This window comes from Pantoea sp. M_10 (assembly GCF_008631515.1).
In the GTDB taxonomy this organism is placed as follows: domain Bacteria; phylum Pseudomonadota; class Gammaproteobacteria; order Enterobacterales; family Enterobacteriaceae; genus Pantoea; species Pantoea anthophila.
This window is the reverse complement of the sequence record NZ_VWUL01000007.1, coordinates 162434-184026: the sequence shown is the minus strand read 5'-3', so window position 1 is coordinate 184026 and position 21593 is coordinate 162434. Positions and strand designations below refer to the sequence as shown.

18 protein-coding genes are annotated in these 21593 nt (G+C 59.3%); 9 read left to right on the top strand and 9 right to left on the bottom strand.

Going from position 1 to position 21593, the window contains the following annotated elements:
* Positions 1–35 precede the first annotated feature (35 nt).
* Both envZ and ompR read right to left on the bottom strand, forming a co-directional pair.
* Entirely contained in the window at positions 36–1406 is a 1371-nt protein-coding gene (envZ, locus tag F3I47_RS18240; RefSeq protein WP_009087704.1) for a two-component system sensor histidine kinase EnvZ, read from the bottom strand.
* A complete protein-coding gene (gene ompR / locus F3I47_RS18235; protein WP_003853014.1) occupies positions 1403–2122 on the bottom strand; it encodes a two-component system response regulator OmpR in 720 nt (239 codons plus the stop codon). The genes envZ and ompR overlap by 4 nt, the downstream gene beginning before the upstream one ends.
* Before the next feature lie 536 nt (positions 2123–2658).
* Here ompR and yjbE point away from each other — a divergent pair.
* From yjbE to F3I47_RS18215, 4 genes are all read left to right on the top strand, one after another.
* The gene (gene yjbE, locus F3I47_RS18230; protein WP_009087705.1) at positions 2659–2907 is read left to right on the top strand and encodes an exopolysaccharide production protein YjbE; all 249 of its coding nucleotides are present in this window, start codon (positions 2659–2661) and stop codon (positions 2905–2907) included.
* A gap of 179 nt (positions 2908–3086) precedes the next feature.
* Positions 3087–3560, top strand: a complete 474-nt coding sequence (greB, locus tag F3I47_RS18225; protein ID WP_009087707.1) for a transcription elongation factor GreB — start codon at positions 3087–3089, stop codon at positions 3558–3560.
* A gap of 103 nt (positions 3561–3663) precedes the next feature.
* Positions 3664–5991, top strand: coding sequence for a Tex family protein (locus F3I47_RS18220; protein WP_150030088.1), 2328 nt, complete (start codon positions 3664–3666; stop codon positions 5989–5991).
* A 128-nt stretch (positions 5992–6119) separates the two neighbouring features.
* Complete coding sequence (locus tag F3I47_RS18215) at positions 6120–7805, top strand: alpha-amylase family glycosyl hydrolase (RefSeq protein WP_150030089.1); 1686 nt, start codon at positions 6120–6122, stop codon at positions 7803–7805.
* Here F3I47_RS18215 and F3I47_RS18210 read toward each other — a convergent pair whose 3' ends face one another.
* Together F3I47_RS18210 and bioH are read right to left on the bottom strand one after the other, a co-directional pair.
* The gene (locus tag F3I47_RS18210) at positions 7806–8075 is read right to left on the bottom strand and encodes a YdgH/BhsA/McbA-like domain containing protein (protein ID WP_009087712.1); all 270 of its coding nucleotides are present in this window, start codon (positions 8073–8075) and stop codon (positions 7806–7808) included.
* A 170-nt stretch (positions 8076–8245) separates the two neighbouring features.
* Positions 8246–9022, bottom strand: a complete 777-nt coding sequence (gene bioH / locus F3I47_RS18205) for a pimeloyl-ACP methyl ester esterase BioH (protein WP_150030090.1) — start codon at positions 9020–9022, stop codon at positions 8246–8248.
* A 34-nt stretch (positions 9023–9056) separates the two neighbouring features.
* Between bioH and gntX the strand changes: the two genes are divergently transcribed.
* Both gntX and nfuA read left to right on the top strand, forming a co-directional pair.
* Positions 9057–9737, top strand: a complete 681-nt coding sequence (gene gntX / locus F3I47_RS18200; protein ID WP_033736076.1) for a DNA utilization protein GntX — start codon at positions 9057–9059, stop codon at positions 9735–9737.
* A 58-nt stretch (positions 9738–9795) separates the two neighbouring features.
* Complete coding sequence (gene nfuA, locus F3I47_RS18195) at positions 9796–10371, top strand: Fe-S biogenesis protein NfuA (protein WP_009087718.1); 576 nt, start codon at positions 9796–9798, stop codon at positions 10369–10371.
* 48 nt (positions 10372–10419) lie between these two features.
* On the opposite strand, the gene malQ is transcribed toward nfuA, so the two are convergent.
* The 5 genes from malQ to glpE form a co-directional block, all read right to left on the bottom strand.
* Positions 10420–12501, bottom strand: a complete 2082-nt coding sequence (gene malQ, locus F3I47_RS18190; RefSeq protein WP_150030091.1) for a 4-alpha-glucanotransferase — start codon at positions 12499–12501, stop codon at positions 10420–10422.
* Between the two features lie 9 nt (positions 12502–12510).
* The gene (gene malP, locus F3I47_RS18185) at positions 12511–14916 is read right to left on the bottom strand and encodes a maltodextrin phosphorylase (protein WP_150030092.1); all 2406 of its coding nucleotides are present in this window, start codon (positions 14914–14916) and stop codon (positions 12511–12513) included.
* Positions 14917–15070: 154 nt separating this feature from the next.
* Positions 15071–15829, bottom strand: a complete 759-nt coding sequence (locus F3I47_RS18180; protein WP_009087722.1) for a DeoR/GlpR family transcriptional regulator — start codon at positions 15827–15829, stop codon at positions 15071–15073.
* A 30-nt stretch (positions 15830–15859) separates the two neighbouring features.
* Complete coding sequence (gene glpG, locus F3I47_RS18175; protein WP_009087724.1) at positions 15860–16681, bottom strand: rhomboid family intramembrane serine protease GlpG; 822 nt, start codon at positions 16679–16681, stop codon at positions 15860–15862.
* A gap of 29 nt (positions 16682–16710) precedes the next feature.
* Positions 16711–17037, bottom strand: coding sequence for a thiosulfate sulfurtransferase GlpE (gene glpE, locus F3I47_RS18170; RefSeq protein WP_009087726.1), 327 nt, complete (start codon positions 17035–17037; stop codon positions 16711–16713).
* A gap of 225 nt (positions 17038–17262) precedes the next feature.
* Here glpE and glpD point away from each other — a divergent pair, with 225 nt between their 5' ends.
* The 3 genes from glpD (at position 17263) to F3I47_RS18155 (ending at position 21585) form a co-directional block, all read left to right on the top strand.
* On the top strand, positions 17263–18768 hold the full coding sequence (glpD, locus tag F3I47_RS18165; RefSeq protein WP_009087728.1) for a glycerol-3-phosphate dehydrogenase: 1506 nt from the start codon (positions 17263–17265) through the stop codon (positions 18766–18768).
* 300 nt (positions 18769–19068) lie between these two features.
* Positions 19069–20724, top strand: a complete 1656-nt coding sequence (gene mdcA, locus F3I47_RS18160; protein WP_150030093.1) for a malonate decarboxylase subunit alpha — start codon at positions 19069–19071, stop codon at positions 20722–20724.
* On the top strand, positions 20725–21585 hold the full coding sequence (locus tag F3I47_RS18155) for a triphosphoribosyl-dephospho-CoA synthase (protein ID WP_150030094.1): 861 nt from the start codon (positions 20725–20727) through the stop codon (positions 21583–21585). It begins immediately after the preceding gene.
* The last annotated feature ends 8 nt before the right edge of the window (positions 21586–21593 follow it).

The window sequence follows — 21593 nt, the reverse complement described above, 5'->3', positions numbered from 1 at the left end:
GGAACGGGCGCGGCAGTCCTCCTGCCGCGCCGGTTTTATCCGCCTGAGACGCTGTTGCTGCCGTTGTTATGGCTCAGCGCCATATTTTCCGTTAACGGCAACCAGGCGCGAATACGCAATCCCCCGCGCTCGCTCTCGCCAATCTCCAGCGACCCCTGATGCGCATCAATAATACGCTGTACAATCGCCAGGCCGAGACCGGTTCCGCTGGTGCTGCGGGCACTGTCGCCGCGCACAAACGGCTGGAAGAGATGCGCCAGTTGATCGGGCTTAATACCCGGCCCGTCATCTTCCACCTGAAACCAGGCGCGATGCAGTTCCCGTCCGCTGCTGACTTTAATCCAGCCATTGCCGTATCGCGCGGCGTTGACCACCAGGTTAGCCAGTGCGCGTTTGATCGACAGCGGGTTGATATCCAGCATTAACTCTTCCGGCATCACCGCATTTTCGATCTCACGTTCGTAGCCACTCTCTGCGGCCACCACCTCGCCCAGCACGCTGTTCAGGTCGGCGCGCTCGGTCTGCATCTCCTGACCGGTGCGCAGGTAGTCGATGAACTGTTCGATGATGGCGTTGCACTCTTCGATATCTTTGTTAATCGATTCGGCCAGATAGCCATCCTGCTCGCTCATCATCTCGGTGGCGAGACGAATACGGGTCAGCGGCGTGCGCAGGTCGTGACTGACCCCCGCCATGAGCAGCGTGCGGTCATCCGCCAGCTGTTTTACCCCGGCCGCCATCTGGTTAAAGGCCCGGGTCACCGAGCGAACCTCGGACGCGCCATACTCGCGCAGCGGCGGCGGAATAATCCCGCGCCCGACCTGCAGAGCGGCGTGCTCCAGATCCACCAGCGGCCGGTTCTGGATGCGGATAAACAGCCAGGCGCCGCCAATCGCCAGCAGCATTATCGCCAGGGTATAGCGGAACAGCGGCGAGAAGTCGCCCTGATGGATTTCCGTCAGGGGCACCCGCACCCAGATATCAGGCGACAGCCAGGTTTTCAGCCAGACCACAGGCGAGTTTTTGTTGACCTCGACCCGCACATCGGTGGGCCCGCCCAGCTGCTGCCCCATCTGTTCACTCAGGAATTCATAATGCTGCGCCCAACGCAATCCGCTCTCCTCTGCTGCTGCATTGGTGTAGAGCGAGATCCCCAGTTCGCGGTAGATTTCCCGGCGAAACGCCGGAGGCACTTCCAGCTGCGTACCATCCTCCAGCTGCAGCCGGTCGGTCATCAGCATACGTACTTCGTATGCCAGCACCTTATTGAACTGCTGCAGGCTGGGAAGGATGGCAAAGTTCAGCACCACCAGATAGGTCGTGACCAGGCTGACAAACAGCAGGGTCACGATCAGCAGCAGGGTGCGCGCAAACGAACTGCGTGGCGAGAAGCGCAGTCGCCTCATGCTTTACTGCCGTCCGGCACGAAGACGTAGCCCAGACCCCAGACGGTCTGAATGTAGCGTGGATGTGCCGGGTCCTCTTCCACCATGCGACGCAGGCGGGAGATCTGAACGTCAATCGAACGCTCCATGGCGCTGTATTCACGGCCACGCGCCAGGTTCATCAGCTTGTCGCGCGACAGCGGCTCACGCGGGTGGCTCACCAGGGCTTTCAGCACGGCGAACTCACCGCTGGTCAGCGGCATCGGCTCATCTTCACGGAACATCTCGCGGGTGCCGAGGTTAAGTTTGAATTTACCAAAGGCGATAATCGCCTCTTCCTGCGACGGTGCGCCGGGCAGTTCATTGGCCTGACGACGCAGCACCGCGCGGATACGCGCCAGCAGTTCGCGCGGGTTAAAGGGTTTAGGAATGTAGTCGTCCGCGCCGATCTCCAGCCCGACGATACGATCGACCTCTTCACCCTTGGCCGTCACCATAATGATAGGCATCGGGTTGCTCTGACTGCGCAGACGACGGCAGATAGAGAGGCCATCTTCACCTGGCAGCATCAGGTCGAGCACCATCAGATGAAAGGATTCACGGGTTAACAGACGATCCATCTGCTCGGCATTAGCGACACTGCGCACCTGAAAGCCCTGCTCGGTGAGATAGCGTTCAAGCAGAGCACGCAGACGCATATCATCATCGACGACCAGAATTTTGTAGTTCTCTTGCATTTTCAACTCCCAAAGGCGCTATTGCCTGAGCCAACATTGTTAAAAAAAGATGCCTTATAGTGACAGTCATTAATGGTTTATATTCTAGCCAAAATTGTTACAAAGCATATTAAACAGGAGCTTATATTTAATTTCGGGCCAATTTCGGGGCCAGGCTCACCCTTTTTACCGGCGACAGGGCAGGATACGGCAAATCTGAAAAAACGGCCCTGTTTCTCAGAATCGCTGGCGTCAGAAGCGGACCGGCATTTATTCGATTAAGAAATTCAGCGGCTTAGCAGTTAATTTGGCTTAAAACGGAGTCATCATTATGGATAAGCTCCAGATAATCTACCCTGCCCGCATTCAGACAGCATAATATTCCAGCAAAAGCGCCCGGGACGCCATCCTCATCTCGGATTAATTTCAGTGCTTCTCACAGCAAGGCCAGTTGAAATTAAAGTCCGATAAATCAATCAGTAAAGCCAACTTTTCGCCTTCTCCGTTTTCAACCAGACTGCTCAGGCACCATTCGACGTCTCAACGGGGATTACACAATGAAAAAAACGATTTTACTGCTGAGCGCGCTGGCATTAGGCAGCGTTAGCCCAGGTTATGCTGCCACAGCGACCGGTGAAGCGGCCGGTGCAGCGGCAACCTCAACCGCTAAAGGTAACTCTGACGCCATTGGCGTTGGCGCAGTCGCAGCCCTGCTGGGCGTTGCGCTGGCGACCATGGGCGGCGGCGGCGGTGACGGACATGGCACCGGCACCTCGACCACCACGGCGACTCACGCCGGAAAATAAGTCTGTTTTATTGGCCAGCGTCCTGTGACTGGCTCCAGATTACGCTTCAGCAGCACCCCTTTCGCCGCCGGGGAAGTCAACGCGGGTTTTTAGCTTTAAAAACCCCTTCCCCGACTCTTTTTTGCCGCGCCCTGTTTGCCTTACACTGTTTCTCTTTTGATTTGGCTGGCCGGATTAGCATGAAAACCCGACTGATTACCCGCGAAGGCTTCGATAAGCTGAAAGCGGAACTCGACTACCTCTGGCGTGAAGAGCGACCGGAAGTGACCAAAAAGGTGACCTGGGCTGCCAGCCTTGGCGATCGCAGTGAAAATGCCGACTATCAGTACAACAAGAAACGGCTGCGGGAAATTGACCGTCGCGTTCGCTACCTGACCAAAAGTCTTGAGCAGCTGCGCATCGTTGACTACTCGCCTCAGCAGGATGGCAAAGTCTTCTTCGGTGCCTGGGTGGAAATTGAAAACGATGCGGGCGACCTCAAACGCTTTCGCATCGTGGGCTACGATGAGATTTTTGGCCGCAAGGATTACATCTCCATCGACTCGCCGATGGCGCGGGCGCTGCTGAAAAAAGAGGTGGGCGATGCTGCCACCGTCGAGACGCCAGTGGGTCCGGCGCTCTGGTATGTCAACGCGATTGATTACCCGCAATAACGTTTCAGATTATGGCTGAAAGCCGCCCGCGTCTCTGGCAATTTTGACCATCAATCCGTATAACTGTCCGCTATTTCTCAACCCGGAAAGCAAGACAGTCCTGATGATGAACGTTCTGAGCCAGATAATAGCCAGTGAGCTGCAGGCGCGTCCCGAACAGGTTGACGCCGCCGTTCGCCTGCTGGATGAAGGGAATACCGTGCCGTTTATCGCACGCTATCGTAAAGAGGTCACCGGCGGACTGGATGATACCCAACTGCGCCAGCTGGAAACCCGCCTCAGCTATCTGCGTGAACTTGAAGAGCGACGCCAGTCGATTCTGAAGTCGATTGACGAGCAGGGAAAACTCACCGACGACCTCGCCCGCGCGATCAACACCACCCTCAGCAAAACCGAGCTGGAAGACCTCTACCTGCCCTACAAACAGAAGCGCCGTACGCGTGGACAGATCGCGATTGAAGCGGGTCTTGAGCCGCTGGCGGACACCCTGTGGCAGGATCCGTCTCACACCCCTGAGCAGCTGGCTGCACAATATGTCGATGCCGACAAAGGGGTGGCTGACGTGCGTGCCGCGCTGGATGGCGCCCGCTACATTCTGATGGAGCGTTTCGCTGAAGATGCGGCGCTGCTGGCGAAAGTGCGTAACTATCTGTGGAAAAATGCTCACCTGGTGTCGCGCGTGGTGGAAGGGAAAGAGGAAGCGGGCGCGAAGTTCCGTGACTACTTTGACCACCATGAAGCGCTGAGCAGCGTGCCGTCACACCGTGCACTGGCGATGCTGCGCGGCCGCAACGAAGGCGTTCTGCAACTCTCGCTGAATGCCGACCCGCAGTTTGATGAAGCGCCGCGTGAAAGCCACGGCGAAACGCTGATTGCGGAACACCTGAACCTGCGCCTGAACAACGCCCCGGCAGACAGCTGGCGTAAAGCGGTCGTGAGCTGGACATGGCGCATCAAAGTGATGCTGCATCTGGAAACCGAGCTGATGGGCACGGTGCGCGAACGCGCAGAAGATGAAGCGATCAACGTGTTTGCCCGTAACCTGCACGATCTGCTGATGGCCGCGCCTGCGGGCATGCGGGCCACCATGGGACTGGACCCGGGCCTGCGCACCGGCGTTAAGGTCGCTGTCGTTGATGCCACCGGCAAGGTGGTCGCGACCGATACCGTCTATCCGCACACCGGTCAGGCCGCGAAAGCCGCCGCCGCCGTTGCGGCCCTCTGCGTTAAGCATCAGGTGGAGCTGGTGGCGATTGGTAACGGCACCGCATCCCGCGAAACTGAGCGCTTTTTCCTCGATCTGCAGAAGCAGTTCCCGCAGGTCACGGCGCAGAAAGTGATTGTCAGTGAGGCGGGCGCGTCCGTCTACTCCGCCTCTGAACTGGCGGCGCAGGAGTTTCCGGATCTGGATGTCTCTCTGCGCGGCGCGGTGTCGATTGCCCGACGTCTGCAGGACCCGCTGGCTGAGCTGGTGAAAATCGATCCGAAATCGATCGGTGTCGGTCAGTATCAGCATGATGTCAGCCAGAGCCAGCTGGCGAAGAAACTCGACGCGGTGGTGGAAGACTGTGTGAACGCCGTCGGCGTGGATCTGAATACCGCCTCGGTGCCGCTGCTGACCCGCGTCGCGGGCCTGACGCGCATGATGGCGCAGAACATTGTCGGCTGGCGGGATGAAAATGGCCGCTTCCGCAACCGCCAGCAGCTGCTGAAAGTAAGCCGCCTGGGACCAAAAGCCTTTGAACAGTGCGCGGGCTTCCTGCGTATCAATCACGGCGACAACCCGCTCGACGCCTCCACGGTCCACCCGGAAGCCTATCCGGTGGTCGAGCGCATTCTGGCCGCTACCGAGCAGGCGCTGAGCGACCTGATGGGTAATGCGGGCAGCCTGCGCAATCTCAGCCCGCGCGATTTCATCGATGACCGTTTTGGTCTGCCGACCGTAACCGACATCATGAAAGAGCTGGAGAAGCCGGGCCGCGATCCGCGTCCTGAGTTCAAGACGGCGCAGTTTGCGGAAGGCGTCGAGACGCTGAGCGACCTGACGCCGGGCCTGATTCTGGAAGGCAGCGTTACCAACGTCACTAACTTCGGGGCGTTTGTGGACATCGGCGTTCATCAGGATGGCCTGGTGCATATCTCTTCACTCTCTGACCGCTTTGTGGAAGATCCTCATCAGGTGGTAAAAGCGGGTGATATCGTCAAAGTCAAAGTGATGGAAGTCGATCTGCAGCGCAAACGTATTGCCCTGACTATGCGTCTCGATGAGCAGCCCGGCGAAGGCAATGCGCGTGGCGGCGCGAAAAATGGCGCGCCGCGTGACGAGAAACGTCCGGCTGCCGCGAAAGGCCGTGCGCGTCCGGTCAGCGCCTCTGCGGGTAACAGCGCGATGGGTGATGCTCTGGCCGCCGCGTTCGGTAAAAAACGCTAAGCTTATCAGGGGGCCGCACGCTGGCCCCCTGTTCCCGCCGCTTTCCCCGGTTGAAAATCCCCGCCATAACGCTACGCTAAAAAGACGCCTGTCATAAAAACAACATCTGCTGTGGCATCCAACTCACGATGGAAACGATCACCGATCTGATTGATAAGATTTATGCCGGCACCTTTCCCCAGGCTACCCTGACGCGCCTGCTGAGTGAGATCGCCACCGCCCGCGACGCCATCAAGCTGCCGCGCAAGGCGCACTGGGACGAGCAGGATGTGGTGCTCATCACCTATGCCGATCAGTTTCGGGAAACCGGCAAGCCCACGCTCACGACCTTTTCCCGCTTCTATCAGCAGCATCTGCAATCCCTCTTTCCGCTGGTTCACCTGCTGCCTTTCTTTCCCTGGTCGTCTGACGACGGCTTTTCTGTCATTGATTACCATCAGGTTGATCCGCTGTGCGGTGACTGGCAGGATGTTGCCCGCCTGCATCAGGAAACCCGGCTGATGTTCGATTTTGTCTGCAACCATATGTCGTCGCGGAGCGCCTGGTTCCGTCACTTTCTGGCGCAGGACCCCGGCTGGGACGATTTCTTTATCAGCATGCCGCCCGCCACTGACCTCAGCGCCGTCACCCGTCCGCGAACCTCGCCGCTGCTGACCCCTTTTCAGATGGCCGATGGCGACACCCGCTTTATCTGGACCACCTTCAGCGCCGATCAGATCGACCTGAACTTTGCCAATCCTGAGGTGCTGCTGCGCATGGTCGGGGTCCTGCTTGACTACCTGATACGCGGCGCGGACTACGTGCGGCTCGATGCGGTCGGCTACATGTGGAAAACGCCCGGCACGCGCTGTATTCACCTGGAAAAAACCCATCAGCTGGTGAAGCTCTTTCGCGCGATTGCCGACCAGGTCGCCCCTGGCACGGTGATTATCACGGAGACCAACGTGCCACATCGGGACAACATCAGTTACCTGGGCAACGGCCACGATGAGGCGCAGATGGTTTATCAGTTTTCGCTGCCGCCGCTGGTGCTGCATGCGATTCATACCGGCTCGGCGCGCGCGCTGCGGCAGTGGGCCAGCTCGCTGGATCTCAGCAGCAATGACACCACCTTTTTTAACTTTCTGGCGTCCCACGATGGTATCGGCCTGAATCCGGCGCGCGGGATTTTGTCGGAGGTGGAGATCGTGGCGCTGGTGCGCGACCTGGCGCTGGAGGGTGCGCTGGTCTCCTACAAAAATAATCCGGACGGCACCACCAGCCCGTATGAAATCAACGTCACCTATCTGGATGCGTTAAACCGTGAGGCGGACGACGACGCCACGCGGCTGAAGCGTTTTTTACTGGCCCATGCCATTCTGCTGGTGTTCCCTGGCGTGCCGGCCATCTATATCCAGAGCATTGTGGGCGGGCGAAATGATTACGATGGGGTGCGTGCCGCCGGACACAACCGGGCGATTAATCGTCAGAAGTATGATCTGCAGATGATTGAAGCGGCGCTGGCGGGAGAAGAGTGGCTGCGTCAGCAGATCTATACCCGGCTCGGTCAGCTGATCCAGCTGCGCCGTCGCCAGCCTGCTTTTCATCCCGATAATCCGATGACGATCTCAGAGAGCGAAAATGCCCTGCTGGTGCTCAGACGTCATTCGCCGGACAGCGATGAAGGATTGCTCTGCGTGTTTAATCTCAGTGGACGGCCGGTGGAGACACCGCTACCTGAGGCACGTATGTGGCAGGATCTGATAAGCGGAGAGAAGATGGATGGCACCCAGCCGGTTAAGCTGGATGCCTGGCAGTTCATGTGGCTACGCTGATTACTTGTAGACTTCAGCGGTGGCGCTGAATTTACCGTGTTCGCGACCCGCGATCACCAGGTAGTATTTACCGCCTTTCTCGTCAGCAAGCTGAGACAGCACTTTTTTAGCATCCATTGGCGAGGTGGTTTCCGCTGTGGTGTTAACAGTGCCAATCTTCTGCAGGTTCATTGATTTAACTTCTTCTTTGGTGACTTCTTTCGCTGCCATCGCAGAAAATGAAATCGCGCCCATCATCATTGAAGCCACAACCCATTTAAAAACCTTCATTATGTTTACCCTCATTCATGATCCATTGTGAGATGTAAGCAGCCGCTAAACGCGTAAGGCAGTATGGAACGGCATAGTCATTTCCGTGACTAATCACATAAATTTGCAGCGGCCTTGCTCACAGAGAGAAGTATTGCTGCTGCCAGCGATTTTGCCAACTTAAAGCCTCATTATCCCGGCAAATCACTGATAAAGTTAATAATATGCTGACAAAAGATGTCTGGATGGGAAATAAAAGGTGCATGTGCTGCCTTGTCGATAACGACTGAAGGCGAGGCTGGCAACATTTCATCAATCTCTGCAGCAATCCGGCGCGGCACCAGCCCATCGAGTGCGCCATAGAGACGCAGGAACGGCAGCCCGATCTGCGGTAACGCGCTGCGCAGATCGACCTGACGCAGAATCTCCAGTCCGCTATCCAGCACCGCCACTTCCGGCATCGGTTGCGACAGCACCACCTCTTTCAGCTGCCGTGCATCGGCGCGCGCCGTTTCGGTGCCCAGCGTCTGCAGCGCCAGAAAGCGCTCCACCGTGCGCTGAAAATCGTTGCTGAGCATCTGCTGAAAGTTCTGCAGCGTCTCGGGTTTAATGCCGGGCCAGTGCTCTGTGGCGGTGAAACAGGGCGACGACGCAACGGTGATCAGGGCACCCAATCTGTCTGGCGCGGTCAGCGCCAGCTGCGTTGCCACCAGTCCCCCCAGAGACCACCCCATGACGATCGCCTGTGAGGGCAGCGCAGGCAGTAGCGCCTCTGCCATCTGTGTCAGCGTCAGGGCACCCGCATCCTGACTGCGACCATAACCCGGCAGATCGACCAGATGCAGGCGGTAATGCGGGCTGAGTCGCGGAATAATGCTTTGCCAGACTTCGGCATTCAGCCCCCATCCATGCAGCAGCACAAGATCGCGTTTTCCTTCTCCGCAGGTGTGCCAGTAGAGCGACGTCATCAGTTACTATCCCGAAAATGATAAGGAGGTCGCTATGCTAGCAATGCCTGCCCTGTGTTGGCTATGCCAGATGCCGTTACAGATCGCCCGTCACGGTCTGTGCAGCTTATGTCTGCGTGAATTACCGCCGCTGCCCCTGCTCTGTCCACGCTGCGGTTTACCCGCCGGGACGACGCGGGTCGCCTGTGGCCGCTGTCAGCGCAAACCGCCCGCCTGGCAGGCGCTGGTCTGCGTCAATGACTATCGCCCGCCATTCAGTGAGTGGGTTAATCAGCTTAAGTTTTCTCACATAACCGCACTCAGGGTGATGCTGGCGCGGCTGCTTTTGCTAAGCTGGCTGGATGTCTGGCGGCACGGTCGTGTGGTGCGTCCCGACCTGCTGCTGCCGGTGCCGCTGCACTGGCGGCGACGCTGGCGGCGTGGCTACAACCAGAGCGCCCTGCTGGCCGCCCCGCTGGCGCACTGGCTGCGGTGCGAATGGCGTGACGGCCTCTCCCGCCAGCGAAGGGGAGCGTTGCAGCATCAGCTCACTGCCCGCCAGCGCCGCACTAACTTACGGGATGCCTTCCGCCTTGAAATGGCGGTGCAGGGTCGCCATATCGCCCTGCTGGATGACGTCATCACCACCGGCAGTACGGTCGACGAAATCAGTCGTCTGTTACTGGCGCAGGGCGCGGCCAGCGTGCAGGTCTGGTGCCTGTGCCGTACCTTGTAGAGCGTCATTGATGGGCGTATTATAACCAACTAAATTAGTCAACTATTGAGCAATCGACATGATCCGAATTACTGACTCTGCCCAGGAACATTTTTCTAAACTGCTATCCAAACAAGAAGATGGCACCCAGATTCGCGTATTCGTGATTAACCCGGGTACGCCAACTGCGGAGTGCGGCGTCTCTTACTGTCCGCCTGATGCCGTTGAAGCGACTGACACCGAGCTGAAGTTCGAAAAGCTCTCTGCGTATGTTGATGAACTGAGCAAACCTTATCTGGAAGATGCGGAAATCGACTTCGTGACCGACAATCTCGGCTCACAGCTGACGCTGAAAGCGCCGAACGCCAAAATGCGGAAGGTGTCTGACGATGCGCCGATGGTGGAGCGCGTGGAGTATCTGCTGCAGGCGCAGATCAACCCACAGCTGGCCGGTCACGGCGGACGCGTGTCACTGATGGAGATCACCGATGACGGTTACGCCATTCTGCAGTTTGGCGGCGGCTGTAACGGCTGTTCGATGATCGACGTCACCCTGAAAGATGGTATCGAGAAAGAGCTGCTGGCTGCCTTCCCGGAACTGAAAGGCGTGCGGGATATTACCGAGCATCAGCGCGGCGAACACTCCTTCTACTGATGTTAACGCACAGGATAAGAGCGCGGCAGTCAGACTGCCGCGCTCTTGTTACTTCTCTTTACTGCCTGACTGACGCTGCTGGCTGACCACCTTCAGCAGTGCATTCACTTCCCTGTCGGCAAAGATCGCCTCCAGCGTTTTGCTCAGCTTACGTCGCCAGTTGGGATATTGATCTACCGTGCCCGGCACGTTGACCGGCGTGGTCATGCCGAGCCAGTCCTCCGGTTGCAGCCCCAGCAGCGCACTGTCGGTGTCGGCCAGAAAACGGTGGATTGCCCGGTTCAGTGCAGGCGTCATCGCCAGCTTCTCCGCCTTTTTCTGACTGCGAGCCGGCAAAGCCCCCGCCTGATGCAGGGCATCCAGCAGCGCCTGCTTCTGCGTCGCCCGCTGCTCATGCAGTGCCTTCACCGCGTCGCCCGGATAGAGGCCCAGTTTCTCGCCCAGCGCCAGGTCGCCCTGCTCCCAGAAACCGGTGAGGGTGGGCAGATCGTGCGTGCTGGCGCTGGCAATCGACTGACGCGGATAGTCCTGCGGCGCGCGATAGCGCTGATCTTTCTCCTGCTCGAACCAGAGCACCTTCCATGAAAAGACGCCGCTTTTGCGCAGCAGGCTGACTATCGCCTCCGGCACGGTGCCCAGATCTTCGCCAATCACCATGCAGCGCAGCCGGTGGCTCTCCAGCGCCAGAATCCCCAGCAGATCGTCGACCGGATAGGCGACATAAGCGCCTTTATCCGCCGTCTCTCCGGCGGGCACCCACCACAGACGCAGCAGCGACATCACATGATCGATGCGCAATGCACCGCAGTCACGCATGTTGGCTCGCAGCATGTCGATAAAGGGCTGATAGCCGCGCGCCTGCATCACATGCGGGTCCATTGGCGGCAGGCCCCAGTTCTGCCCCAGCGGACCGAGGCGGTCGGGCGGTGCGCCGACAGAGGCTTTAAGGCGGTAGAGCTCCGGGTCGTGCCAGGTTTCGGCGCTGCCTTCCGCCACGCCAACCGCCAGGTCACGGTAGAGACCCACGCTCATACCCAGCGCCTGGCTGTGCGCCCAGCAGCCTGAAAACTGCTGCTGCGCCAGCCATTGCAGCCACTGCCAGAAGGCGATCTCCTCTTCGTGCTCCTTACACCACTGCTGCACCTCCGGCTGCTGACTGTTGCGCCACCCTTCCGGCCACGCGGGCCAGCCCCACTGTTTTGCATTCTCAGCCCGTCGGGCCTGCTGTATGCCGTCGTAGGCCGCCTGATAACGCAGGCTGTCACCGCCTTCACGCACAAACTCAGCCCAGGATTGCTGCTCGTCGCTGGCGCGGTCACGGGCCTGAAAGTGTGCCCAGGCGTGGCGCAGTGCGGCGAGCTTCAGCGCCATCACCGCTGCGTAATCGACATGCTCCGCCTCGCGGGCTTTGGCCAGCGCCTTCTGCGTTCTGGCACTTTTCCACCACTTCTGTGCCGCCGCGCTTTGCTGAAAATCGGCCACCTGGCTGACATCGATATAGATGATGTTCAGCCAGCGGCGTGATGACGGACTGTAAGGACTGGCGAAATCGGCGCTGGCGGGATAGAGCGCATGCAGCGGATTCAGCCCGACGAAATCGCCTCCGCGTGCGGCCAGCTGCACCAGCAGCTGGTCGAGATCGCCGAAGTCACCGATGCCCCAGTTCTGTTCAGACCGCACGGTATAGAGCTGCACCAGTGCGCCCCAGCGTTTCTCTCCCGCCTCCAGCGCCGGCGGCAGATAGCATCGGCGTGGGGCAACAATGACCCGCGTCTGCCAGCTTTTCTTCCCTTTGCTGAGCGTCAGCTGGTGATACCCCTGCGCCAGCGGCGTGGGCAACGTAAAGGGTTCGCCCGCGGTTAACTCGCCGCTGAGCAATTTGCCCTTCTCTGTCTGCAGCTGCCAGCGATAGACGCCACGGCCCTGCGGCGTCAGCTGACGTTTGCCTCTGCCGCTGAAGATGGCGACTGGCGGCAGCGGTGACTGACTCGCCTCCTGCGGATCGCCCATCACCGCCAGCAGCGCACGTTTGGTTTCGTCGCTGATCGCCTCTTTCTCGCCGTTAACGTTGATGTAATCCAGTGAAATACCCGCAGCACGGGCGGCCTGATCAAGTGTATCCTGTTTCATTGCTGCTCCTTAGCGCGGTGCCTGCCAGATACGTTGCTGATAGTCACGAATGGACCGGTCCGAACTGAATATGCCGGTCCGGGCCGTGTTGAGGATGGCGGCGCGGGTCCAGCCTTCCGGGTCGCGCCACAGGGCTTCCACCCGTTGCTGCGCCTCGATGTAAGGCTGGAAATCGGCCAGCACCAGCCAGGGATCGCCATGTTTCGTCAGGCTCTCCAGCATCAGGTCAAACGCGTGCTTGTCCCCGTCGCTGAATTTGCCCTTCTCCAGCGCTTTCAGTAAATCATCCAGCGCCTTGTTCTGCCTGCGCACCTTTTTCGGGTTATAGCCTTTGGCCTTCAGCGCTTTCACCTCCTCCACGGTGTGACCGAAGATAAAGATATTCTCCTCGCCCACCTGCTCAGCGATTTCGACATTGGCCCCGTCCAGCGTGCCGATGGTCAGCGCGCCGTTCAGCGCCAGCTTCATGTTGCCGGTGCCCGAGGCTTCATAACCGGCGGTAGAGATCTGCTCAGAGAGGTCGGCCGCCGGGATCATCATTTCGGCGACGGTGATGCGGTAGTCGGGGAGAAAAACCACTTTCAGCCGGTCACCGATGCGGGGATCGTTGTTCACCACCTCCGCCACCCGGTTAATCGCGTAGATAATGTTTTTCGCCAGGTAGTAACCCGGTGCGGCTTTTGCCCCGAACAGGAAGACCCGCGGCGTGAAGGTGACATCCTCCGGGTTATTACAGAGCTGCTGATAGCAGTAGAGGATATGCAGCAGGCTGAGGTGCTGGCGCTTGTACTCATGCAGTCGCTTGATCTGCACATCGAACAGGGCCGCCGGGTTGACGATAATCCCGGTGTGCCGGGCGATATAGTCGGTCAGCTGCACTTTGTTCTGCTGCTTGATGCTGCGATAGCGCTGACGAAACGCCGGGTCATCGGCGTAAGGTTCCAGGCCGATCAGCGCGTCGAGATTGCTGGCCCATTCGGTTTTCAGGGTCTCATCAATCAGCCCGGCCAGCGCCGGATTGCACTGCTTCAGCCAGCGGCGCGGGGTAATGCCGTTGGTGACGTTATGGAATTTTTGCGGCCACAGCTGGTGATATTCCGGGAAGAGATCGCTGACCACCAGCCGGGAGTGCAGCGCCGCGACGCCATTGACCGCAAACCCACTGACAACGCAGAGATTCGCCATCCGCACCTGACCGTCCGCAATCACCGCCAGCTTATGCCACAGCGCTTTGTCATCCGGCCAGCGCTGCTTCACCACCTTTTTCAGCCGCTGATTGATCGTTTTGATGATCAGCAGATGACGCGGCAGCAGCGAGCGCATCAGCTTCTCATCCCAGCGCTCCAGCGCCTCCGGCATCAGGGTGTGGTTGGTGTAAGCAAACAACCGGCTGGTGATCTGCCACGCCTCATCCCAGCCGAGCTGGTGCTCATCCAGCAGCACGCGCAGCATCTCCGGGATGGCGATGGTGGGATGGGTATCGTTGAGCTGAATCACTTCGAAATCGGGCAGGCTGTGAATGCTGCGTCCCGCCTGATGGTGGCGGCGCAGAATATCGGCCACCGCACAGGCGCACTGAAAATATTGCTGCATCAGGCGCAGCCGCTTGCCCGCCTGATGATTGTCGTTGGGATAGAGCACTTTGGTCAGCTTTGCCGCCTCGATGCCGGGCTGCTCCGCCTGCAGGAAGTGACCGTCATTAAACGCCGTCAGGTCAAAAGGGTGCGCACTCACCGCCTGCCACAGACGCAGCGGCAGCGTGACACCATTGCGGTAGCCGGTGACCGGCAAATCCCAGGCTTCACCGCGCAGCGTAAACCCGGGCTGCCAGCGCACCTCGCCGTTCTCCTGCTTTTCGACCCGACCGCCCATCGCCACCTCCACATCAAGCGCCGCGTTGTGGCGGAACCAGGGATAGTGCTCGCGCTGCCAGTCGTCGGGCGCCTCCTTCTGCTGGCCCGCCTGAAAAGACTGGCGGAACAGGCCGTACTGGTAGTTAAGTCCGTGACCGGTTGCAGACTGACCGACCGTGGCCATCGAATCCATGTAGCAGGCAGCCAGTCGCCCCAGCCCGCCGTTGCCGAGTGCCGGATCGACCTCCTGCTCCAGCAGCGCCGTTAAATCGAACTGCTGCTCTGCCAGCGCCGCCTGCACCTCGTCATACCAGCCGAGATTAAGCAGATTGTTGCCGGTCAGCCGGCCAATCAGAAACTCCATCGAGAGATAGTTAACGTGACGCTGCTGCTGCGCCGGACGCGGGGCCGGTTGCGCAGCCAGCAGTTCCGCCAGGGCCGCACTGACCGCCTGCCACGCCTGGTGCGGGGTCATCTGCTGAGCGGAAGAGAGGCCGAGGTGTTGCCACTGGCGGGTAAAGGCGGCGTTAAAACGGGCTTTATTGAATTTCTGCTGCGGCATATCACTCCCTTCTGTTACGCAATGAGGTGAAGCAAAAATGGCAAGCGCACGGGCTGGCAGGCGGAGCCAGCAATCGTTAAGTAAAGACGGGAGTGGGGAAAAAAGCGACAGCAATCAAATAAAAACGCCAGCCCGGAGGCTGGCGTGGCAGGAATCAGCAGAGTTCGAGGTGCACCTCATGCTGTTCAATCACCTTCATGACGCTGGCGGGCGGCATCTTGTCGGTGTAGATGTAATCCAGCAGACTCATATTGCCGAGGTTAACCATGGCGTTGCGGCCAAACTTCGAGTGGTCCACGACCAGCAGCGCACAGCGGGAGTTTTCGATAATCGCGCGCTTGGTCCGCACTTCGTGATAGTCAAACTCCAGCAGCGAGCCATCCATATCGATGCCGCTGATGCCGAGAATGCCGTAATCCAGCCGGAACTGCGAAATGAAGTCGAGCGTCGCTTCTCCCATTACCGCCCCATCGCGGGTGCGCACTTCGCCCCCAGCAATAATCACCCGAAAATCGGGCTTGCCCATCAGCAGCATCGCCACGTTGAGGTTGTTCGTCACCACACGCAGATCGCTGTGGTTGAGCAGCGCATGCGCCACCGCTTCCGGCGTGGTGCCGATGTCGATAAACAGCGTGGCCCCATCCGGGATCTGGCTGGCGACCCGCTGAGCAATGCGCGCTTTCTCCGCCGACCACATCATTTTACGATCGTGCCAGGCGGTGTTCTCAGAGCTGGAGGGGAGCGCCGCGCCGCCGTGGTGGCGCTGAATTTTATTCTGATCGGCCAGATCGTTGAGATCGCGACGGATGGTCTGCGGGCTGACCTCAAAATGATCCACCAGCTCCTCAGTACTGACATATCCCTGACGACGGACCAAATCGATAATCGCGTCATGACGTTGCGTCTGCTTCACATTCCTCTCCTGTTAACCCGCAAAATCTCTTTACCGACGCGTAACGTTACGCGTATCCACCAGCGCCATCGCCAGCCCGACCAGCAGACCGGCGACGTGCGCTGCGTTGGCAATGGCCAGGCCAAAGACGCCGAACCAGCCAATCACCAGCCAGACCAGCGCAAAACCGATCAGGCCACGTTCAAGATAGACGCCGCTGTCGGGATCGCGCTCGCCGCGCAGCCAGCAGTAGCCCATCAGGGCATACACCACGCCCGACAGGCCGCCAAACCAGATGCCGCTGAATTTCGCCTGCAGCCAGCCGCTGAGCAGCGCGGAAATCAGCATAATGACAAAGAGTTTGCCGCTGCCGAGCCGCTTCTCAACCGCCCCGCCCAGATACCACCACCACATCAGGTTAAACAGAATGTGCAGCAGCGAGAAGTGCAGCAGCGCATGGCTGAACCAGCGCCAGACCTGAAAATGCTGGTCATCGTCCGGCCAGGCGAGCCAGGCCATCACGGTCTGATCGCCCATCACCTGCATCAGGATAAAGACGGCGATACAGAGCACCATCACTGTCATCGTCAGCGGCCCGGCACGCTCACGAATGTTTGCCCAGATGTTACTACGCTCATAGCGCAGCCCGCTGTCGGTTTTGCCGCTGTGCCAGCTGGCCGCCTGATAGCGTGGGTGATTAGGGTCATGCAGAAACTGCTGAAGTTCGTTTTCGACCACAGAAAACTGGCTCTCATCATCCAGCATGATGACATAGTGCTGGTCATGCTCAATACGCAGCGTCACGCCGCGCGTTGCCATGTAGTCCACAAACGCCTGCGCCATGCGCGGCTGATTAAATTGGGTAATGCGCATCAGTAACTCTCCGTGTGACAGGCGGCCACTTACTCACTGCCCAGGGCAACCTGCTGCGGAAAGGCCGCGCGCCAGGCATCGAAACCGCCATCAATACTGTAGGCCGCACTGAAGCCCTGCCCCAGCAGATATTGTGCTGCACTTTTACTGCTGTTGCCGTGATAACACATCACCAGCACCGGCAGGCTGTGGTCTGCACGACTGATAAAGTCGCTGAGGTTGGTGTTGGTCAGATGCAGCGCACCCGCCGCATGCCCCATCGCAAAGCTTTGCGGATCGCGGATGTCGACCAGCAGTGCCCCCTGCGCCAGACGCGCCTGCGCCTGCTGCACATCAATACATTCGAACGTTTCCATGGGATCTCTCAAAGTCGTCACAATAGCGCGTAGTGTAACCCGAGAAGCCACGCTGATAACCTGACAATCGTTACGGGTATCTGTTTTTTTGGTGGACATAATGTTAGCTATATCACGCAAAAATGTTTTTAGCGGGTTAAAAGCTGGCGCTAATGTTGGTTTGCGACTATGATAATGCTCGAAAACGAACATTAGTGAACTATTCCGAACATCGGAGGAGATGACGTGGAAACCAAAGACCTGATCGTGATCGGCGGCGGCATCAACGGTGCCGGCATTGCAGCAGACGCTGCAGGACGCGGACTGTCGGTGTTAATGCTGGAGGCGCGGGATCTGGCTTGCGCGACCTCCTCTGCCAGCTCGAAACTGATTCACGGCGGCCTGCGCTACCTTGAACATTATGAATTCCGCCTGGTCAGCGAAGCGCTGGCTGAGCGTGAAGTCCTGCTGAAGATGGCGCCGCACCTGGCCTTCCCGATGCGCTTCCGTCTGCCGCACCGTCCGCACCTGCGTCCGGCGTGGATGATCCGCACCGGCCTGTTTATGTATGACCATCTGGGCAAACGCACCAGCCTGCCAGGCAGTAAAAGTCTGCGCTTTGGCGCGGATTCGGCCCTGAAGCCGGAGATCACGCGCGGATTCGAATATTCTGACTGCTGGGTCGATGACGCCCGTATGGTCGTGCTCAACGCGCAGGAAGTGGTGAAGCGCGGCGGCGAAGTGCGGACCCGCACCCGCGTGACCCGCGCCTGGCGTGAAGGCGGTCTGTGGAAGGTGGAAGCGGAAGATGTCGACAGCGGCAAAACCTACACCTGGCAGGCGAAAGGCCTGGTCAACGCTGCAGGCCCGTGGGTTAAGCAGCTGTTTGACGACAGCCTGAAGCTCAAATCCCCTTACGGTATCCGCCTGATCAAAGGCAGCCACATCGTGGTGCCGCGCGTCCACACCGAAAAGCAGGCTTACATCCTGCAGAACGAAGATAACCGCATCGTGTTTGTGATTCCGTGGATGGATGAGTTCTCCATCATCGGCACCACCGACGTGGAGTACAAAGGCGATCCGAAAAACGTCAACATTGATGACAGCGAAACCGACTACCTGCTGAAAGTGTTCAACGCCCACTTCAAAAAGCAGCTGACCGCTGACGACATCGTCTGGTCTTACTCCGGTGTCCGTCCTCTGTGTGATGATGAATCGGACTCACCGCAGGCGATTACCCGCGATTACACGCTGGATGTCCGTGATGACAACGGCCAGGCGCCACTGCTGTCGGTATTTGGCGGCAAGCTGACCACCTATCGCAAGCTGGCCGAGCACGCGCTGGAAAAACTGGCGAAGTACTATCCAAACGCCGGTCCGGCCTGGACGAAGAACTGCGTGTTGCCGGGCGGGAACATCTCCGGCACCCGTGAGGATTATGCGGCCAGCCTGCGTCGTCGCTATCCGTTCATCAGTGAAAACATGGCGCGTCACTTCTCACGCACCTACGGCAGCAGCACCGAAACCCTGTTAGCCGGGGCAAAAAGCCTGAACGATCTGGGTGAGAACTTCGGTCACGAGTTTTACGAGGCGGAACTGCGCTACCTGGTGCAGCATGAGTGGGTTCGCGAGCTGGATGATGCTATCTGGCGTCGTACCAAACAGGGTATGTGGCTGACGAAAGAGCAGCAGGCCCGCGTGGCAGAGTGGCTGGCCGCGAAAGCAAAACCGGCACTCTCGCTGGCCTCTTAAGCAGGCCGCAGTAAGCAGAAAGCAGGCTCCGGCCTGCTTTTTTATGGGTGGCTGACCGCGAACTGAACCGGTTAAACCGTGCCGCAGCCCTTCCCCTCGCACGCTCTCCCCCAGTCACCCTGCCGTTTCTCCCTCCCCGCCTGCCTGCAGCGCCTCGGGTTTCGCCTGCCGCCGGGCCGCTCACCATCGTTACCTTAAATCTAACGTTTCGCTTTTTTGCTTAATTGAACGCCGTATGCAGAACGCGCAGACTTTCTTCAGCAAAAACGTCAGTACCGCGATTCTAATCAGGAGGTTGAAATGAACACAGGCCAAACGCCTGCCCGGGAGTGGAACACACGCCGCAGTGAAAAAGCGCGTCGTATGGCCGCCTTCCCCCTTGATGGCAAAGTCATTCCTGTTGAACGAGCCACAGAAGCCCTCGAACACTTAATTGCCCCAGGCGATCGCGTGGTGCTGGAGGGGAATAACCAGAAACAGGCTGACTTCTTATCCCGCACCCTGGCGCAGGTGAATCCGGCAAAGATTCACGACCTGCACATGATTATGCCCAGCGTCGGCCGCAGTGAGCATCTCGATATTTTTGAAAAAGGCATTGCCCGCAAACTCGACTTCTCTTTTTCCGGCCCGCAGAGTCTGCGCATGTCGCAGCTGCTGCAGGATGGCCAGCTGGAAATCGGCGCTATCCACACCTATATCGAACTCTACTCCCGCCTTTATGTTGACCTCTGCCCGAATGTGGCGCTGATTGCCGGTTACAAAGCTGACCGCAAAGGCAACCTCTACACCGGTCCGGGCACCGAAGATACCCCGGCGCTGGTGGAAGCCGCCGCATTCCGTGACGGTATCGTGATAGCCCAGGTCAATGAACTGGTCGATGACGAAACCGACCTGCCGCGCGTCGATATTCCCGGCTCCTGGATCGACTACATCGTGGTGGCTGACAAACCGTTCTTTATCGAACCGCTGTTTACCCGTGATCCGCGCCTGATTAAGCAGGAACATATCCTGATGGCGATGATGGCGATTAAAGGCATCTACGCCGAACACCAGGTGCAGTCACTCAACCACGGCATCGGATTTAACACCGCCGCGATTGAGCTGCTGCTGCCCACCTACGGCGAACAGCTCGGCCTGAAAGGCAAAATCTGTAAACACTGGGCGCTGAACCCGCATCCGACGCTGATCCCGGCAATTGAGAGTGGCTGGGTGGAGAGCGTGCACTGCTTCGGCGGCGAGCTGGGGATGGAAGAGTATATCCGCGCCCGTCCCGACATCTTCTTTACCGGCAGCGACGGCTCAATGCGCTCTAACCGCGCCTTCTGTCAGCTGGCCGGCCAGTACGCAGTCGACATGTTTATCGGGGCCACCCTGCAGGTTGACGGGCTGGCCAACTCCTCGACCGTGACCCGTGGCCGCCTCTCCGGCTTTGGTGGCGCGCCGAATATGGGCCACGATCCGCACGGCCGCCGTCACGCGACCCCCGCCTGGCTGAACATGATCACCGAGCCAGACCCGATGCAGCGCGGGAAAAAACTGGTGGTACAGATGGTCGAGACCTTCCAGGCCGGCGCAAAACCCACCTTCGTTGAAACCCTTGATGCGGTTGACGTCGCGAAATCAGCCGGGATGCCGCTGGCTCCGGTGATGATCTACGGCGATGACGTCACCCACGTGCTGACCGAGGAGGGCATCGCCTATCTCTATCGCGCAGAGACCCTGGAAGAGCGCCGCGCTATGGTCGCCGCCGTGGCGGGCATTACCGACATCGGTCTGGGTGTGGATGCGGCGCGCGTCGCGGCCCTGCGTAAAAGCGGCAAAGTGGTCTACCCGGAAGATATGGGCATCCGCCGTTCCGACGCCACCCGTTCACTATTGGCCGCGGGCAGCGTGGCTGACCTGGTCGAATGGTCAGGTGGTCTGTACAACCCGCCTGCTAAATTCCGGAGCTGGTAAATGAAACTCCTGTCCCAGACTCAAGCCGAGGCGCAGTCCAGCCAGCTGGCGACGATGGCGCGCGATTGCCTGATCGATGAAGCACGTCTGAGCCCCAAACCGGGTCTGGTCGACAGTCGGGGAAACGGCGCGCATCACGATTTAACCCTGGCACTGATGGAGCGCTCCGCTCACAGCCTGGCACCGACCTTTCTGGCGCTGGCCCGTCACAGCTGGCAGCGTCCCGCCGATATCGCCCTGCGCGAAACGGTCGGGCGTCTGGGCCGCGACGGCGAGCAGCAGATGATGGCGGCCACCGGTGGCGTGAATACCCATCGGGGAGCGATCTGGGCGCTGGGCTTACTGGTGAGTGCTGCGGCCATGCATGGCGGCGCTGCCAGTGCCGACCCGCTGACCCGCACCGCCGCCGCCCTGGCCAGCCTGCCCGACCGGGCAGCGCCAAAACTGTTCAGCAAAGGGTTAAAAGCGACGCACCGCTATCGGGTGCCCGGCGCACGCGAAGAGGCGCAACAGGCGTTTCCTCACGTGATGAAGCTGGCGCTGCCGCAGCTGCTGATCAGCCGGGCGGTGGGGGCCAGCGAAAGCGAAGCCCGCCTGGATGCGCTGATGGCGATCATGACCTCACTCAGCGATACCTGCGTGCTGTCACGGGCAGGGATGGCGGGGCTGAAAGCGATGCAGCACGGGGCACAGGCCGTACTGCTGGCGGGCGGCTGCCGCACCGCAGGCGGAAAGCTGGCGCTGGCGCAGCTTGATCGCCGGATGCTGGCGCTCAACGCCTCGCCGGGCGGGGCCGCCGATTTGCTCGCGGCGACGCTGTTTATCGATCGGGTCTGTTCGCCTGAACACACATATTTTTAGAGGCCATT